General features: G+C 67.3%; 15 protein-coding genes and 1 pseudogene. 7 read left to right on the top strand and 9 right to left on the bottom strand.

Annotated elements, in window-relative coordinates; translation table 11 throughout:
- The first annotated feature begins 222 nt into the window (after nt 1–222).
- On the top strand, nt 223–1,830 hold the full coding sequence (locus tag QM682_RS03545) for a WD40/YVTN/BNR-like repeat-containing protein (protein WP_415127155.1): 1,608 nt from the start codon (nt 223–225) through the stop codon (nt 1,828–1,830).
- Between the two features lie 15 nt (nt 1,831–1,845).
- On the opposite strand, the gene rlmN is transcribed toward QM682_RS03545, so the two are convergent.
- Nucleotides 1,846–3,027: a 23S rRNA (adenine(2503)-C(2))-methyltransferase RlmN gene (gene rlmN / locus QM682_RS03550; RefSeq protein WP_415127157.1), complete on the bottom strand. Its 1,182-nt coding sequence runs from the start codon at nt 3,025–3,027 to the stop codon at nt 1,846–1,848.
- Between the two features lie 154 nt (nt 3,028–3,181).
- Complete coding sequence (locus tag QM682_RS03555; protein WP_415127159.1) at nt 3,182–3,709, bottom strand: hypothetical protein; 528 nt, start codon at nt 3,707–3,709, stop codon at nt 3,182–3,184.
- A 151-nt stretch (nt 3,710–3,860) separates the two neighbouring features.
- On the opposite strand from QM682_RS03555, the gene QM682_RS03560 reads away from it, so the two are divergent.
- The gene (locus QM682_RS03560; RefSeq protein ID WP_415127161.1) at nt 3,861–4,847 is read left to right on the top strand and encodes an asparaginase; all 987 of its coding nucleotides are present in this window, start codon (nt 3,861–3,863) and stop codon (nt 4,845–4,847) included.
- 6 nt (nt 4,848–4,853) lie between these two features.
- On the opposite strand, the gene cobA is transcribed toward QM682_RS03560, so the two are convergent.
- Complete coding sequence (gene cobA, locus QM682_RS03565) at nt 4,854–5,624, bottom strand: uroporphyrinogen-III C-methyltransferase (protein ID WP_415127163.1); 771 nt, start codon at nt 5,622–5,624, stop codon at nt 4,854–4,856.
- 109 nt (nt 5,625–5,733) lie between these two features.
- Between cobA and QM682_RS03570 the strand changes: the two genes are divergently transcribed.
- Genes QM682_RS03570 through plsY form a run of 4 tightly spaced genes read left to right on the top strand, consistent with a single transcriptional unit; the run spans nt 5,734 to nt 9,507 of the window.
- Complete coding sequence (locus QM682_RS03570; RefSeq protein ID WP_415127165.1) at nt 5,734–6,693, top strand: aspartate carbamoyltransferase catalytic subunit; 960 nt, start codon at nt 5,734–5,736, stop codon at nt 6,691–6,693.
- Nucleotides 6,690–7,658, top strand: a complete 969-nt coding sequence (locus QM682_RS03575; RefSeq protein WP_415127167.1) for a DUF4268 domain-containing protein — start codon at nt 6,690–6,692, stop codon at nt 7,656–7,658. Before QM682_RS03570 ends, QM682_RS03575 begins: the two co-directional genes overlap by 4 nt.
- Complete coding sequence (gene pyrC / locus QM682_RS03580; protein WP_415127169.1) at nt 7,655–8,926, top strand: dihydroorotase; 1,272 nt, start codon at nt 7,655–7,657, stop codon at nt 8,924–8,926. The genes QM682_RS03575 and pyrC overlap by 4 nt, the downstream gene beginning before the upstream one ends.
- Nucleotides 8,923–9,507: a glycerol-3-phosphate 1-O-acyltransferase PlsY gene (gene plsY, locus QM682_RS03585; RefSeq protein ID WP_415127171.1), complete on the top strand. Its 585-nt coding sequence runs from the start codon at nt 8,923–8,925 to the stop codon at nt 9,505–9,507. The genes pyrC and plsY overlap by 4 nt, the downstream gene beginning before the upstream one ends.
- A 116-nt stretch (nt 9,508–9,623) precedes the next feature.
- On the opposite strand, the gene QM682_RS03590 is transcribed toward plsY, so the two are convergent.
- From QM682_RS03590 to QM682_RS03605, 4 genes and pseudogenes are all read right to left on the bottom strand, one after another.
- A complete protein-coding gene (locus tag QM682_RS03590; RefSeq protein ID WP_415127219.1) occupies nt 9,624–9,854 on the bottom strand; it encodes a hypothetical protein in 231 nt (76 codons plus the stop codon).
- 68 nt (nt 9,855–9,922) lie between these two features.
- Nucleotides 9,923–10,767, bottom strand: a pseudogene (locus QM682_RS03595) (transposase); the annotation flags it as partial.
- A gap of 379 nt (nt 10,768–11,146) precedes the next feature.
- Nucleotides 11,147–12,148, bottom strand: a complete 1,002-nt coding sequence (locus QM682_RS03600) for a T6SS phospholipase effector Tle1-like catalytic domain-containing protein (RefSeq protein ID WP_415127173.1) — start codon at nt 12,146–12,148, stop codon at nt 11,147–11,149.
- A gap of 81 nt (nt 12,149–12,229) precedes the next feature.
- Nucleotides 12,230–13,384 carry a type III PLP-dependent enzyme gene (locus QM682_RS03605; RefSeq protein ID WP_415127175.1) on the bottom strand — a complete coding sequence of 385 codons (1,155 nt, stop codon included), beginning with the start codon at nt 13,382–13,384 and terminating at the stop codon, nt 12,230–12,232.
- A 140-nt stretch (nt 13,385–13,524) separates the two neighbouring features.
- Between QM682_RS03605 and QM682_RS03610 the strand changes: the two genes are divergently transcribed.
- Nucleotides 13,525–13,956, top strand: coding sequence for an Lrp/AsnC family transcriptional regulator (locus QM682_RS03610; protein ID WP_415127177.1), 432 nt, complete (start codon nt 13,525–13,527; stop codon nt 13,954–13,956).
- Here QM682_RS03610 and rsmD read toward each other — a convergent pair.
- Both rsmD and QM682_RS03620 read right to left on the bottom strand, forming a co-directional pair.
- A complete protein-coding gene (gene rsmD, locus QM682_RS03615) occupies nt 13,953–14,519 on the bottom strand; it encodes a 16S rRNA (guanine(966)-N(2))-methyltransferase RsmD (RefSeq protein ID WP_415127179.1) in 567 nt (188 codons plus the stop codon). The two genes, QM682_RS03610 and rsmD, sit on opposite strands and share 4 nt — an antisense overlap.
- Nucleotides 14,516–15,709: an NAD(P)/FAD-dependent oxidoreductase gene (locus tag QM682_RS03620; RefSeq protein WP_415127181.1), complete on the bottom strand. Its 1,194-nt coding sequence runs from the start codon at nt 15,707–15,709 to the stop codon at nt 14,516–14,518. Before QM682_RS03620 ends, rsmD begins: the two co-directional genes overlap by 4 nt.
- Nucleotides 15,710–15,769 lie beyond the last annotated feature (60 nt).

Here is a 15,769-nt window from a genome sequence, read left to right on the forward strand (position 1 = left end):
GAAGATTTGAAGCGAATCGCTTCGTGATGCAGGATGGGTTCACGCAATCGTGCGGGACAAGGCTTGTGCCGGATAAGTTGACCAGTCAGTCGTTTGCCAGCCTTTCATCCGCCGAGCGGTCGCGACGGCTGAAACAGGCGCGGCTGGACGCCGAATGGGCCGAGGGGCAGGGGCCTTTGGGCGGCGTGATCCTGCATCTGCGCTGCCGCGCCCGCGCCGCGCATGGCCTGGGCCTTTCTGGTGCTGCTGTTTCTGACCGTTCTGGCGGGCCTGGGCTATTATCTGGGGTTTCCCTTCTGGCAAAGTTACTGGGACGGCCGCGGCGCCACGCTGGAGGCGACCCTTCGCACGATCAGTGCCGAGGATGCCAAGCTGGATGCCACGCGAGGGGAACTTGTCAGCCGCGAGGATAACGGGCTGTCGGCGCCGCTGACGAACGAACTGGCTCCCTCGGGTATGAAGGGTCGATTGTCTGGCCATGCGAGGCTGCGCGATACGTTGCTGATCTATGGCGATGGCGGAGCAATCACGCGCTCGACCGATGGCGGTGCGCATTTCGAGCCCGTGGCTTCGGGTGTGAGGGCTGATCTGCTCGGCCATGTCGTGCTGGGCGATATTCTGCTGATCTATGGAGGTGATCGTCTTTTTGCCATGGACGGAGCAATCATCCGCTCGACCGATGGCGGAGCGAGTTTCCAGCCCGTGCCTTCGGGTGTGAAGGCTGCGCTGTTTGGCCATGTCGTGCTGGGCGATAGGGTGCTGATCTATGGCGATAACGGAGCAATCACCCGCCCGACCGATGGCGGAGCGAATTTCGAGCCCATGCTTTCGGGTGTGAAGGCTTCGCTGAACGGCCATGTCGTGCTGGGCGATAGGGTGCTGATCTATGGCGATGACGGAACAATCATCCGCTCGACCGATGGCGGCGAGAGTTTCGAGCCCGTGCCTTCGGGTGTGGAGGTTTCGCTGTACGGCCATGTCGTGCTGGGCGATAGGGTGCTGATCTATGGCTGGAATGGAACAATCATCCGCTCGACCGATGGCGGCGAGAATTTCGAGCCCGTTCCTTCGGGTGTGGGAGGGGCGCTGTACGGCCATGTCGTGCTGGGCGATAGGGTGCTGATCTATGGCGGGGATGGCAGTCTGGTGCGTTTTGGAAACGTATGGCGGGATAAGATACCTGTCGACCTCGATAGCGGGGCAGCGGGCGACGGGAAATTGGCCCGCTTTCTGGATGAAATCCTGCCGCCTCATCTGCGAGAATTTATCAAGGTCGAGAAGCTGCGAGACGAGTTGACCGAAATCGTGAACCGTCGCGATGCCTTCGCCTTCGTGCGCCAAGAGACCAAGAACGAACAGCAAAATCTCAAGCAATTCCCCTATGCCTATCGCCAGGACGAACAGGCGCTGGAATTTGAAAGCTTCATGAAGCTCTGCCGGGGCGATGGCGCCATCGACGCCACGCTGACCGAGAAATGCCTCGCCGCCCGCGAATCCGAACGGCAAGCGGGTCAAAGCTGGTGGAAGACCGTGGCGGATCAAGTGCCGCCGGGCATCATCCTGATGTTCCTGCTGGCGACGGCCGGCGCGCTGTATCGTTACAATGTGCGGCTGGTGGGCTTCCACGATTCCCGCGCGGATGCGCTGGAAATCCTGTCGCGCGGGCGTAGCGAGGCCGAGTTGCGCGCGCTGCTGGCGGCGACGCCCGGCGATGCGGTGAACCTTGCCACCATCTTCCTGGCCGCCGACAAGGTCGAGATGGGCGCGATCAAGGCCAAGCTGGCGCAGGCCGAACTGGAACTCGCCAAGACCCTGAGCGACACGAAATAGGCCGCCCCGCCGGCATCACGCCGCCCCGGCCCCCACCTCGGCCGCGATCTCGGCGCGCGACTTGCGGCCGCGTTCCGTCGCCGATTTCAATTGCCCGCAGGCGGCCATGATGTCCTCGCCGCGCGGGGTGCGGATGGGCGAGGCGTAGCCCGCTTTATGCACGATGTCGGCGAAAGCCTCGATCCGTGCCCAGCTTGAGCGTTTATAGGCCACGCCCGGCCATTCGTTGAACGGGATCAGGTTGATCTTGGCCGGGATGCCCCGGATCAGCCGGACCAGGCGGCGGGCATCCTCGTCGCTGTCGTTCACCCCGTCCAGCATCACATATTCGAAGGTGATGCGCTCGCTGTTCGACAGGCGCGGGTATTCGCGCAGCGCGTCCAGCAGCGTCTGGATGTTCCACTTGCGGTTCACCGGCACCAGCTTGTCGCGCACCTCGTCGGTGGTGGCGTGGAAGCTGACGGCCAGAAGGCAGCCGATCTCCTCGGCGGTCTTGGCGATCTCGGGCACGATGCCGCTGGTCGAAAGCGTGATGCGGCGGCGCGACAGGCTGATGCCCTCGCCATCCATGACCACCTTCATGGCGTCGCGCACATTGTCGAAATTATACAGCGGCTCGCCCATGCCCATCAGGACCACGTTCGACACCAGCCGGGTCTCGTCCTTGGGGGCGCCGGGCTGCGGCCATTCGCCCAGGTCGTCGCGGGCGACCATGACCTGGCCGACGATCTCGCCCGCCGTCAGGTTGCGCACCAGCTTCTGCGTGCCGGTATGGCAGAAGGAACAGGTCAGCGTGCAGCCCACCTGCGAACTGATGCACAGCGTGCCGCGATTTTCCTCGGGGATATAGACGGTCTCGACCTCATGGCCGCCGGCGATGCGGAGCAGGTATTTCCGGGTGCCGTCGGCGCTGACCTGACGGGTCACGATCTCGGGCAGGGCGATCTGGAAACGCTCGGCCAGAAAGGCACGGTAATCCTTGGCCAGGTTCGTCATCAGCGCGAAGTCGCGCACGCCCCAGTGATAGATCCATTGCCAGATCTGGCCCACGCGCATCTTGGCCTGCTTTTCCGCCGTGCCGGCCTGGATCAGGGCCTCGCGCAGCTGGTCGCGCGTCAGGCCGACGATATTGGTCAGCCCCGTCTCGGGCAGCTTGCGCGGAATGGTCAGGAGGTCTTGCGTGATCGGGGCGTTCATGGCTGGCGGTCCGGCGGGCGGTCATAAAAGGGGCGAAGGCGCCTATATAGGCGAAAAGCCCGCAAAAGGAAACAGGGCGCATACGAAAACGGAGGCCAGGGCCCCCGCTTCGGGTTCCGCGTTCAGAGGGCCGGGCGAAGCCGGCGTCCCGCGCCTATTTGCAGGAGGCTTGCGCCTTGTTCGTCATGGCGGTGATGCCGGCCAGGCTGAACGTGTCCTTGGTCACCGTGCCGCGCGCCGAACGCCCGGAGATGATCGCGGTGCTGCCCGCGCGCAAGGCCGAGATCAGCTTGCCATCCTCGGACGGAGAGCCGGTCCAGGCGCTTTCCCCCTCGGTGAAAAGCTTGAAGACATTGCCGCCGATGTTCACCTCGACCGCCGAATCCGGCGCGAAGGGATAGCCGCCCGAGAACGAGACCTCGCCCGACTGGCCGGGGCGGTAGGCGATGTAAAGGCGGATGTCGCTGCGCGTCACGTCCTTGGGCTTGCCGGCGGTGTCGGTGTTCTGCGTCGACTTGGGCGCCGAGACGGCCCAGCATTCCTTGGGGCTGGCTGCCGAGAAAGCCGTCCAATCCCCTTCGGTGCCGATCACGTTCGTCGAATCCTGGGCAAGGACCGGCGTGGAAAGGGCGATTGCGAATAGGGTGGCTGCGGCCGCCACACGCGGCGCGGAATTCAACATGCTCTGGCCTCCTGCCATAGTCCGGTTTATCCGGGCTTGTCGCTGATGACGGTGGTATTTTCAACCATCCGGCGGCAGGATAATGCGAAAATCGCGCCGAGAAAAAGCCCTCCCGCCATGAAATCGCGCGATTGTCAGAGGAAAAGCGTCGATGACGGCGGCCAAACTGATCGAAGCCTGGCGGGGCGGAATCCGCGAAAGCGTCCACCTGGGCCATGCGGTGATCGCCGGCCCCCAGGGCATCGTCGCCGCCTGGGGCGATCCGGGGGCGATCATCTTCCCGCGCTCGTCCTGCAAGATGATCCAGGCCCTGCCGCTGGTCGAAAGCGGGGCCGCGGACGCCGCGCGCCTGGAAAGCGCGCATCTGGCCCTGGCCTGCGCCAGCCATAACGGCGCCCGGATCCATACCGCGCGCGTCGGCGCCTGGCTTTCGGCCCTGGGTCTGTCCGAACCGGACCTGCGCTGCGGCAGCCACCTGCCCAACGATCCCGAGGAAAGGGCGCGGCTGACCTGCACGCCGGAAAGCCCCTGCCAGCTTCACAACAATTGCTCGGGCAAGCATGCGGGCTTCCTGACGCTGAACCGCCACCTGAAGGCCGGGCCGGAATATGTCGAGATCGACCATCCGGTGCAATCGGCCGTGCGCGACGCCTTTCAGGAAGTCACGGGCGAGACCGCCGCCGGCTGGGGCATCGACGGCTGTTCGGCGCCGAATTTCGCGTGCAGCGTGGCGGGGCTGGCGCGCGCCATGGCGGCATTCGCCGATCCTGGTCCGGGGCTGCGCGGCGCGGCGCGGCGCCGCCTGGTCCAGGCCATGACGGCCCATCCCGAACTGGTCGCGGGCGAGGGGCGGGCCTGCACCGAATTGATGCGCGCCATGGGCGGGCGGGTCGCGGTCAAGACCGGGGCCGAGGCGGTTTTCGTCGCCATCCTGCCCGAGCGGCGCCTGGGCATCGCGCTGAAGGTGATGGATGGCGGCACGCGCGGATCCGAGGCGGCGATTACCGCGCTGTTGCTGCATCTTGGGGTGCTGGATCCCGGCCACCCGGTGGCGGCGAGATATCTGACCGGGCCGCAGGTGAACTGGCGCGGCCGGGTGACGGGCGAATTGCGCCGCGCGGCGGGCTTTCCCGCCTGAGCCGCCTTAGGGCGCGGGATCTGGCTGTGTCGGATCGGTGGGCGCCAGTTCGGGCGCCAAAGGGCCGTAAAGGATCAGCGCGGGATGGGTGCTTGGCCCTTCGGCTTGCAGCAGCGCCGCCAGCCCCGCGACGGTCGAGCGGACCAGCCGCTGATGCGGATGGCCCACCGCCTCGGCCAGAAGCGCGGGCGTGTCGGCGGGCATGCCGCGCGCGATCAACTCGGCGCTGAGGGCGGGAAAGGTGCGCTGCCCCATGAAGACCACGGTGGTCGCCTGCGGATCGGCCAGCGCGGCCCAGTTCTGATCCTGCGGCAGGCCCCCCGTCACATCGGCGCCGGTCAGGAATTGCAGCCGCCGCGCCGTCAGCCGCCGGGTCAGCGGTATCTTCGCCGCCGCCGCCGCCGCCATGGCCGAGGGCACGCCCGGCACGATCTCATAAGGGATGCCGGCGGCGGTCAGCGCGGTCATTTCCTCTTCCAGCCGGCCGAAAATGCCGGAATCGCCCGATTTCAGCCGCACCACATGGCGGCCGGCGCGGGCATGCTCGACCAGCAGCGCGTTCACCGTTTCCTGCTTGGCCGAGGGGCGGCCGGCGCGTTTGCCCACCGCGATGCGTTCCGCCCGCGGCCCCGCCCGGTCCAGCACCGGCCCCGAGGCGAGGTCGTCGTAAAGCACCACGTCGCAATCGCCCAGCAGCCGCGCGGCGCGCAGGGTCAGCAGCTCGGGATCGCCCGGACCCGAGGAAACGAAACTGACATGGCCGGCCTTGTCGCTCATGCCGCCCGCGATGCGGCAAAATCCGCAGCTTGGCAAGGGGGCGCGCGCTTGCCGCATCCGTCGCGATTTGCCATAGAGGGCGCGTCCGAGACCCCGGAGGATCCATTCCATGTTCCGAGCGCGCCACCTGTTGGGGATCGAGCCTTTGGCCCCCGCCGAGATCACCACGCTGCTTGATCTGGCCGAGAGCTATGTCCAGTTGAACCGCCGCACGGTGAAGCATTCCGACGCGCTGGCGGGGATGACGCAGATCAACATGTTCTTCGAGAACTCGACCCGGACCCAGGCTAGTTTTGAGCTGGCCGGCAAGCGGCTGGGCGCGGATGTCATGAACATGTCCGTGGCCTCGTCCAGCGTGAAGAAGGGCGAGACGCTGATCGACACGGCGCTGACGCTGAACGCGATGCATCCCGATCTGCTGGTGGTGCGCCATCCGCAGTCCGGCGCGGTCGATCTGCTGGCGCAGAAGGTGAATTGCGCCGTGCTGAACGCGGGCGACGGCCGGCATGAACATCCGACCCAGGCGCTGCTGGACGGGCTGACCATCCGCCGCGCCAAGGGGCGGCTGCACCGCCTGACCATCGCCATCTGCGGCGACATCGCGCATAGCCGCGTCGCGCGCTCGAACCTGTTCCTGCTGGGCAAGATGGAGAACCGGCTGCGGCTGGTCGGGCCTTCGACGCTGATGCCATCGGGCGCGCGCGATTGGGGCTGCGAGGTCTATGAGGACATGCGCGAGGGGCTGAAGGGCGCCGATGTGGTGATGATGCTGCGGCTGCAAAAGGAACGGATGGACGGCGGCTTTATCCCGTCCGAGCGGGAATATTACCACCGCTGGGGGCTGGACGCGGAAAAGCTGGCCCTGGCCGCGCCCGATGCCATCGTCATGCATCCCGGCCCGATGAACCGTGGCGTGGAAATCGACGGCACCATCGCCGACGACATCAATCGCAGCGTGATCCAGGACCAGGTGGAAATGGGTGTCGCGGTGCGCATGGCCGCGATGGACCTGCTGGCGCGCAACCTTCGGGCGGAACGCGGCGCCAAGGCATCCGAGGTGATGGCGTGAGCGGCTTCGGGCGCCTGGAACGGGTCGATCTGCGGAAAGGTTGGCTCAGCGAGGCGCAGCATTTCACGCCATGGCTGGCGTCCGAGGACAATCTGGCCCTGCTGGGCGAGGCCCTGGGCATCGACCTTGAACTTGAGGCGCAGGAGCGTTCCGTCGGCCCGTTCCGCGCCGACATCCTGTGCAAGGATACGGCGGACGGAAGCTGGATCCTGATCGAAAACCAGCTTGAGCGCACCGACCACACGCATCTGGGCCAGTTGATCACCTATGCCGCCGGGCTGCACGCCGTCACCATCGTCTGGATCGCGGCGCGATTCACCGAGGAACACCGGGCCGCCTGCGACTGGCTGAACGAGGTCACGGGCGAAAACATCCGCATCTTCGGGCTGGAGGTCGAGTTGTGGCGCATCGGCGAAAGCCCGGTGGCGCCCAAGTTCAACATCGTCAGCAAGCCGAACGATTGGAGCAAGTCGGTCGCCTTGGCCAAGAAAAGCATCGAGGAGGGCGCGCCGTCGGAGCTGCGGGCCAGCTATCTGCGCTTCTGGGAAGCTTTCAATGAGGAACTTCTGCGAAGCGGCAGCCATATCAGGCCTCGCAAGCCGGCAGCGCAGCAATGGACCGATTATGCCGTCGGCAAGACGAATGTCATCATCCGGCTTGAGATCAGCAAACGCGAAAACCGCATCAAGGCGGGTCTTTATCTGCAAGGACCTGCCGCCAGGCAGTGGTTTGAAATTCTGGCCGGCGACAGGGCGCGGATCGAACAGGACTTCGGGGGTGCCCTTGACTGGGATCCCTTGCCGCAGAGCCAGTCGGCCCGGATCGGGCTGACGCTGACCGATGCAGACCCCACGGACGAGGAAGGCTGGCCAAGGCAGCATCATTGGCTGGCACAGCAGTTGCAACGGCTTGATGAAGTCTTTCGCAAAAGAACCGGCCAATTGAGCGAGGCGCGCATCCAATGACCCTGTATTTCCACAATGCCCGCCTGGTCGATCCCGAGGGCCTGACGGTCGAGGGCGCCAGCCTGACCCTGCGCGACGGCGTGATCGAGGCGGTGGGCGGGGATGCCCCGCGCGGCGCCGAACTGATCGACTGCGGCGGCCGCCACCTTGCCCCCGGTCTGGTCGATTGGGGCGTCAAGATCGGCGAGCCGGGCGAGCGGCACAAGGAAAGCTTTCGCAGCGCGGGCCTTGCGGCGGCGGCGGGGGGCGTCACCACGGTGATCGCCCGGCCCGATACGCTGCCGCCCATCGACGCGCCGGAATCGCTGGAATTCGCTACCCGCCGCGCTGCCGATGCGCCGGTCAACATCCGCCACATGGCCGCGCTGACCAAGGGTCGCGACGGCCGCGAGATGGTCGAGATGTCCTTTCTGCAAGACGCCGGCGCGGTGGCCTTTACCGATGGCGTGCGCGTCGTGGCCGATACCCGGCTTTTGTCGCGCTGCATGACCTATGCGCGGGGTCTGGGCGCGCTGATCGTCGGCCATCCGCAAGAGCCGGGCCTGTCCAAGGGGGCGGCGGCGACGGGGGGGAAATTCGCCTCGCTCTACGGGTTGCCCGCCGTCTCGCCCACGGCCGAGGTGATGGGGCTGGACCGCGACCTGGCGCTGGCGGCGATGACGGGCGCGCGCTATCACGCCGACCAGATCACCGTGGCGGCCAGCCTGCCGGCGCTGCGCCGCGCGCGGCAGGCGGGGCTGGATGTCAGCGCCGGGATCTCGATCCATCACCTGACGCTGAACGAATACGATGTCGGCGGCTATCGCACCTTCTTCCGCTTCACGCCCCCCCTGCGCTCCGAGGACGACCGGCTGGCCATGGTCGAGGCCGTGGCCGAGGGGCTGATCGACGTGATCGCCAGCTTCCACACCCCCCAGGACGAGGAATCCAAGCGCCTGCCCTTCGCCGAGGCGGCGCCGGGCGCGGTGGGCCTGCAAACCCTGCTGCCGGCGGCGATGCGGCTTTATCATTCGGGCGGGCTGAGCCTGCCGCAGCTTTGGCGCGCGATGGCGCTGAACCCGGCCAGGCGCCTGGGGCTGGATGCCGGGCGCCTGGCCGTGGGCGCGCCGGGCGACCTGGTGCTGTTCGACCCGGACGCGCCCTTCGTGCTGGACCGCTTTACGCTGCTGTCGAAATCCAGGAACACGCCCTTCGACGGCGCCAGGATGCAGGGCCGGGTCTTCGGCACCTGGGTCGGCGGGCGGCAGGTCTTCGGAGAAACCGCATGAGCCTGATCCTCTGGTCCGTCATCGGCTATCTTCTGGGCTCGATCCCCTTCGGCATCGTCATCACCCGCGCGCTGGGCCTGGGCGACCTGCGCCGGATCGGCTCGGGCAATATCGGCGCGACGAACGTGCTGCGCACCGGCAACAAGCCCGCCGCGCTGGCGACGCTGCTGCTGGATTCGGGCAAGGGCGCCATCGCGGTGCTGCTGGCGCGCTGGCTGGCGGGCCCCGAGGCGGCGCTGGTCGCGGGCGCGGCGGCCTTCCTGGGCCACCTGTTCCCGGTCTGGCTGGGCTTTCAGGGCGGCAAGGGGGTCGCGACCTTCCTAGGCACGCTTTTGGCGCTGGACTGGAGGCTGGGGCTGATCGCCTGCGGGATCTGGCTGATCATGGCGCTGGTGCTGCGGATCTCGTCCCTTTCGGCGCTGGTCGCGGCGGCGTTGGTGCCCTTCCTGGCGCTCTGGCTGGATGGCGCATGGCCGGCGCTGGTCACGGGCTTCATGGCCTTGCTGATCTTCATCCGCCACCGCGCCAATATCGGCCGCATCCTGGCCGGCACCGAGCCGCGCATCGGCAAGAAGGGCTGACCGTCTTTCTTGCCCAAATATCCCGGGGGACATGAGAGGTCGCCCTTGCCCAGGCGACCGAGGCGACGCGCCCGGACCAGGCCGGCACCAGCGACAGGCCTGTGTCATCGTCCTGATCAGAATGCTGACGTTATCCCCGCTTTCGTCGCCATCCGCGCCAGATCGACCACGGTAAAGCTCAACGCGGGCGCGGCCTCGACCGCAAGCGCCGTGAGCGGGCCAATCCCTGGCATCGTTTGCAACCGCCTCGCCGTGCCGGGTTGCTTTGCCAGAAGATTGATTTTCTTCGCTTCGGCCTCGATGCGGGTGGTCTTTTGGTAATCCTCCCCAAGGTTAAGGGGCTGCATAGGTAGAATTTTCTCGTCGCGTGAGCTGAGGAGATTCGCATGAGAAAGAGCCGTTTCACGGAACCGCAGATCAGGATGGTTCCAGGATAGCCCAGTTGGGCGCGGACCCGTTCCAGGGTCTGGACCACATCTTCGCCCCGGTAGGCGAAGCGGGAGTCAGCCGCTGGACAGAAGCGGGAATGAATGTCCACGATGGTCAGGATGCGCAGTTTGTTGCCCAGGGCAAGCTGGTCGTGAACGAACTCCATCGCCCAGACATCATTCGGCCCGACGGCCTCGGCGCGATCATCACGCAGCTTCGCCTTGACCCGCCGCTTGGGATCTTCGGCATGGCCTTGAACCAATGGCGGCCCATCCCTTGATGTTGCGCAACCGGAGGCCCAACTCGTTGTAAACCCTACGGGTCTTCCTGATGTTCACCTGACAGCCCTCCCGCCGTGGCAGGACGTGGATGCGCCGGTATCCGTATCGCACCCGCGTTTGGCAAATCTCCCCGATGCTCAGTTCCAAAGCGGCCTGCCCGGCTCGTCGGGATTTGTAATGGTAGCTTGATGGGTCGAAGCGCAGGGCCCCACATGCCCGGCGGATCGGCACACCCCAGTCCACCAACATCCCATCGACCAGTTTCCGTGCGCGGGCAGGCCTTAGAGCTTTCGGCGGATGACGTGCCTCACAGCATCTCGCGGTCAGGTGTCAGGTCGGCCACGATCTTCTTCAGGCGCGCGTTCTCGTCTTCAAGCGCTTTCAGCTGTCGCACCCCGTCGGGCAGCAACCCGCCATGACGTTTCTTCCGGTTGAAGCAGGTCGCTTGGCTGATCCCCGCCTTGCGGCAGATCTCGGCGACCGGCGTGCCTTCCTCGCCCTGCTTCAGGATGAACGCCTTCTGCGCTTCCGTGAACCTCGATGCCTTCATCGTCTTCAACTCCTCTCCCAGCCGGGAAATACTAGCCGAAAACTCCAGTTCCAAACGATCCAGTTCTCAGCGGGCAGAGCAACCTGAAGGAGCAGACGACATGAGGAAAAGCCGTTTCACCGATGAAGAGGGGGCCATGGCCCCAGTGGTGCCGCGTAAGCCCCGATGAACAGATTATCGGGATGATCAAAGGGCAGGAGGCGGGTTTGTCGCGCGGCACGCGCATCTTCACCCCCGCCGTCGCGGGGCCGGCGGGGGCGGCCCTGAACGATGGCCTTGCGGGTGCCGGGCGGGACATCGCCGCCAGCCATGGATCACAACCCCGTGATTCATGCGACCGCCGTTGCCCGGCTGGCATTCCCAGGGTGCCGCCACAGGCTCAGGCGGTCGCGGAACTGTCCATGCCGTCGCCGCCCGGCAGGCGCAGGCGGGGGCGGCGGGGCTGGGCTGCGGGGGTCAGGTGGCCGATCAGGCGCGCCGGGCCGGCATAGGGGACCGAGACGCTGGGATGCAGCGCCTGGCTGGGATCGGCCCCCGCCAGCCGGGCCGCGCGGGTCAGGAACAGCTTGCCCCAGCTATGCCAGCAGCCGACGGGCGGGGCGGCCGCATCGCAGGGATGATCGTCGCGCCAGCCGGCGGGCAGCGGCAGGCCCAGCGATTCGGCGCGCGACATCAGCCAGACCAGCGGCAGGTTCGCCAGCGGCCGCGCCGTCTCGTGGCCGGCCAATTGCCCGCCGATATCGGCATGGCTGCCCCGGAACCAGCATTGCTCGATCCGGGGATCGCGCTCGGGCGATTGCCACAGGATCGGGGCGAAGGCGCAGCGCGTCTCGTCCAGGGCCAGGGCATGGGCGCCATGCTCGACATTCGGGGCCAGCACGCCGCGCGCATAGCAGAAATCCGGCTCGGACAACGGGTTCAGGAAGGGCAGGCGCAGGCCCAGGGACAGCACCGTGTCCAAAAGGCCCAGCATGCGGATCGGCACATGGTCGTGGCAGATGGCGGGATCGGGGCGATGGTTCTGGCAATAACGGAACATGTTCCAGGCGCAGAGGATGTTCTGGTCGGTCGCATGCTCGGCCCGGATCAGGCCGATATGCGCGATCATCTGCGCCAGCGCGCAGACCCCCAGCGCCCCGCGCGAATAGCCGAAGAAGTAAAGCGGGATGCCCGGCCGCCAGTTGCGCGCCAGCCAGCCATAGGCCAGGCGGATATTGCGGTCCAGCATCGCCCCCGAGATCAGTTCGGGCACCGTGCGCCAGGCGGCCCATTGCTGCCCCTCGGCATAGTGAAGCCGCACCGGGCCTTGCGCCAGCATGGCATGGATCCGCGCGATCGATGTCCCCCGCCCCTCGGTCAGCGAGGCGAAGGTGCCATCCATCAGGACAACCTGTGCGCTAGGGCGACTCGTTTGTTCCATGACTGAACGCTAGCATGCGAATACGAACGAAAGGTTGCGAATTCAGGAAACTGACTTAACGGACAGGCGGGTCACCTGGCCGAAGCCATTGAAATGGGTATTGGTGACGATCGAATAGGCGCCCGCGCCATGAAATACCAGGTGGTCGCCCTCGGCCAGGTCGCCGGGCAGCGGCAGCTCGCCCGGAAGGCGATCAAGCGAATCGCAGGTCGGCCCGAACACGGTGCGGGCGACTGGCGGCGCGCGGCGGCGCCGGCCCGCCGGGGAAAACACCTCGATCCGGTCCAGATTGCCGATCTGGGGCAGTTCGGTCAGCCCGCCATATACGCCGTCGTTCAGAAAGACCGGCCCGCCGTCGCGCAGCGCCTTGACGCGGGTGATCAGGGAAAACGCATCGGCGCAAAGCGCGCGGCCCGGCTCGCAGACCAGCTCCGGGCGCGCCTGGCCGAAGGCGCGGGTGGCGGCGTCGTCGATCCGGGCAAAGATCGCCTCAAGCGGGGGCGGTGCGGCCGCCACGCGGTAAGACGGAAAGCCGCCCCCCACATTCAGCCGCCGCGGCCGCACGCCGGCCATGTCGCCGATGCGGCGCGCCATCAGGATATAGCTTTCCCAGGCGGCGGGATCGGCGCATTGCGTGCCGGGATGAAAGGTCAGCGAGGGGACATGGCCCAGTGCCGCGATCCGGCGCAGAAGCCTGGCCGCGAGGTCCGGCTCCGCCCCGAACTTCGCGCCGAAATCATAGGCCGCGCCCGCCACCGGCAGCTTGAACCGGGCCGCGATCTCGGTTCCTGGCGGCAGTGCCTGCCGGGTCAGCTTGTCCAGTTCCGAGAGGCTGTCCACCGACCAGACGCGGATACCCGCGCGCAGCGCCTGGGCGATCTCGGCCTCGGCGCGGACGGGGTTGTGGTAATGGCGCGCGGCGCCGGGGGCCAGGCGGCCGATCAACTCGATCTCATGCGGTGAGGCCACGTCGAAGCCCGCGATGCCCGCCCGGACCAGCATGCGGATCACGGCGCGGTCGGGATTGGCCTTGACGGCATAGGTCACGCATCCCGGAAAGCCGCGCTGAAAGCGGCGCAGGTTCGCGACCAGCACAGGGGCGCAGAACACCATCACCGGGTGTTCGGGCGCCAGTTCGCGGATGATGTGGGCCGGATCGTCCCAAAGCGTCCTGCCACCAGCCTCGATCAGTCCCATGCGCGCTCTTTCGGTCAATGAATGGCGGTCTATCTTATCCTGCGCTCGATTCGCGTCGGATTGCTTTGTGAAAATGGTGGAAATGCCTGATTATCCGGTTAAACTGACGGCCTTGGCGTCAATCTGACAGGGTATCGCGCGTGGACGAGCTTGACCGGGGCATCCTGGCCCATCTGGCGCAGGACGCGCGGCTGTCGGTGGCGGTGCTGGCGCGGCGGCTCAAGGTCGCGCGATCGACCGCGCAGGCCAGGCTGGAACGGCTTGAGACCTCGGGCGCGATCGCGGGCTATACGCTGCGCTTGGGCGATTCCGCGCGCGAACACCGCATCCGCGCCACTTGCCTTTTGACCATCGAGCCGCGCTCGCAGGCGGGGATCCTGACCCGGCTGCGCAACATGCCCGAGGTCGAGCGTATCCATACGACCAGCGGTCGGGTGGACCTGCTGCTGCAACTGGCGGCGGCCTCGACCAGCCAGCTTGACGATGTGCTGGACCAGATCGGCGGGCTGACCGGCGTGCGCTCGTCGGAAAGCCTGATCCACCTTTCGACCAAGCTGGACCGCTCGGGCTAGGCGGGCTCGGGGCGCAGCAGGGTGATCACCGTGTCGCCATATTGGCGCTGGTCGATCCGCGCCAGCCCTGGCACGGGCGCGGGGGGCGCGGCCTCTTCCCAGACCACCATCGCGCCGGGCGCGATCCAGCCGCCCGCCAGCGCCGAGGCCAGCGCCCGCTCGCCCAGGCCCTGGGCATAGGGCGGGTCCAGGAAGATCAGATCATAGGCCGGGCCGCGATTTTCTCCCAGGCGGGTCGCGTCGCGGCGCCAGAGATCGGTGATGCCCATGGCGCGGGCTTTTTCGATATTCGCGCGCAAAAGGCCCCGCGCCGCCACGCCGTCATCGACGAAGGCCACCCGTGCCGCGCCGCGCGACAGCGCCTCAAGCCCCAGCGCGCCGGTGCCCGCGAACAGGTCCAGCACCCTCGCGCCGGGGATCGGATTGCCATGCGTGCCGTTGACCAGCAGGTTGAAGATCGATTCGCGCACCCGGTCGGTCGTGGGCCGCAGATGCGCCGCCGGATCGCCCGCGCCGATCTCGGCCAGCTTCAGCCCCCGCAACGCGCCGCCGATGATCCTCATAGCAGGGCCTTCAGGTCGGCCGCGCCGGCCACTGCCTCGGGGGCGGGGGAGGTGCCGCCCTCGATCAGGCGCTTGCCGATCATATAGGCGCGGGCGTCATTCAGCGCATCGACGGCGATCAGGCGCCCGGCGCGGTAATACCAGACCGAGCCGCCCTTGGCGCCGGGCCGGGTCACGATCCGGTCGAAGCCCGCGTTCAGGCCGGCGATCTGCAATTTGGCGTCGAACTGATCCGACCAGAACCAGGGCTTCGGGACGTAATCGGCGCCCGCGCCCAGCATGTTCGCGGCGACGGCCTCGGCCATGTCGATGGCGTTGCCGACGCTTTCCAGCCGCATCGGCCCGTCGGGGCCGGGAAAGCTGGCGCAATCGCCCGCCGCCCAGATCAGCGGGTCCGAGGTCCGGCCCCGCGCATCGACGGCGATGCCGTCCCGGACCGCCAGCCCGGCGGCCTCGGCCAGCGCGGTTTCCGGCGCGACGCCGATGCCGCAGATCACCAGATCGGCGGGCAGCAGGCGGCCATCGGCCAGTTCGACGCCCGCGACCGCACCGGCGCCAGTCAGGCGGGCGATACCCAGGCCCTCGATGATCTCGACCCCGTGGCCGCGATGCAGGGCGCGGATCATGTCGGCGGTCTCGGGCGCGGCCACGCGGCCAAGGATGCGGGGGGCGGCCTCGACCAGCGTGACCTCAAGCCCCAGCTTGCGCGCGACCGCCGCCGCCTCAAGCCCGATATAGCCGCCGCCGATCACCACCAGCCGCCGACCCGCGACCAGTTCGGGCCGCAAGCCCGCGATGTCGGCCAGGTTGCGCACAACATGCACGCCGGGCAGATCGCCCCCCATCGTCTCGGGCAGGCGGCGGGGCGTGGCCCCCAGCGTCAGCGCCAGTTGCCCATAGGGATATTCGCCGCGATCCGTGACCACTACCCGACGCGCGCGGTCGATTCCTGCCGCGCGCTCGCCCAGGCGCAGGGTGATGCCCTGTTCATCCCACCATTCCGGCGCGCGCAGCGTCAGGCGGTCCAGCCCCATCTGCCCCAGCAGATAGGTTTTCGACAGCGGCGGGCGCTGATAGGGCGGCGCCGGCTCGTCTCCGATCAGCGTGACCGGGCCGCGATGCCCCAGCCCGCGCAGCTTCGCCGCCAGCGAGGCCGCCGCCTGGCCGGCGCCAAGGATCACGATGTTCATTCTTCGCCCTCGCTGGCTTGCTTGCGGCGCAGAGCCTATAGTTCCCATCGGATCGATGCA

Source organism: Paracoccus sp. (in: a-proteobacteria) (assembly GCF_047605025.1).
GTDB lineage: Bacteria > Pseudomonadota > Alphaproteobacteria > Rhodobacterales > Rhodobacteraceae > Paracoccus.